This is a genomic window from Aliivibrio sp. S3MY1, from assembly GCF_028765575.1.
Lineage (GTDB): Bacteria > Pseudomonadota > Gammaproteobacteria > Enterobacterales > Vibrionaceae > Aliivibrio.
Genome location: NZ_JARACO010000101.1, coordinates 1 through 750, shown reverse-complemented (window position 1 = coordinate 750; position 750 = coordinate 1). Strand labels below are relative to the sequence as shown.

Sequence of the window (750 nt, the reverse complement as noted above, 5' to 3'; positions counted from 1 at the left end):
CATGCAGATTAAGCCTAAACTTCCCACTTAATACGGTAAACTCAAAGAAACCTAGAATGCCGAATGTAGCAAATCGTGTTGATGCATTTGTTATAACGAATTTCTCATGTGCTGATCATAACGTTCATTATATAATTTCAATTTTTCTCTATATTCATCCAATGCGTAAACGTTACCTTCATTTCTCTTTTTGATCGCATCCCTTCGAGCTGGATAGCTATTATTTTCTTTGAACACTTCCATCGCGGTTTCTAAAGGTAATAATAACTCTTCAATTAATTCCTTATTTTTACAAAACTCCTTTTTTACTGGTAAAATTAGCCCAATTACTACGTAGAAAAAAGGAATGCACAACACAATTAAGCCCAATAGCAAAACCCAAACATTTAACTTATATTCACCAAAAAATGAACTTAAAATTAAACCAATGAAACAAATAATAAAATAGATAAAACAGATGCGACGAAATACTGAATAATTTTTATTAAGATCATATGTACTAATCAAGCTACTTTCTTCATTTGTATAATCATTCCAAATACCGTCAAGATCCTTGCAATATTTCTTAACTCGAAAAATTCGATGTCTTAGTTCACCTAAATGCATCTTTTTATAATGCATTACTATTCTCTCAAGGCTAACCCATTCTGCTACTAAATAAATTGCAGCAAAGAATTGTAGCAAACTCTGAAAATCACCTATCTTCATACTACCTCAAATCATATTCGTTATAACGCCGCAATAACACGT

Annotated in this window: 1 protein-coding gene; it reads right to left on the bottom strand. The window is 31.3% G+C overall.

Annotated features, from left to right (window positions below):
- Positions 1-90: 90 nt before the first annotated feature.
- Positions 91-708 (bottom strand): hypothetical protein, encoded by a 618-nt coding sequence (locus PVK62_RS17430; RefSeq protein ID WP_274445644.1) that lies wholly within the window; start codon positions 706-708, stop codon positions 91-93.
- Positions 709-750: the final 42 nt, after the last annotated feature.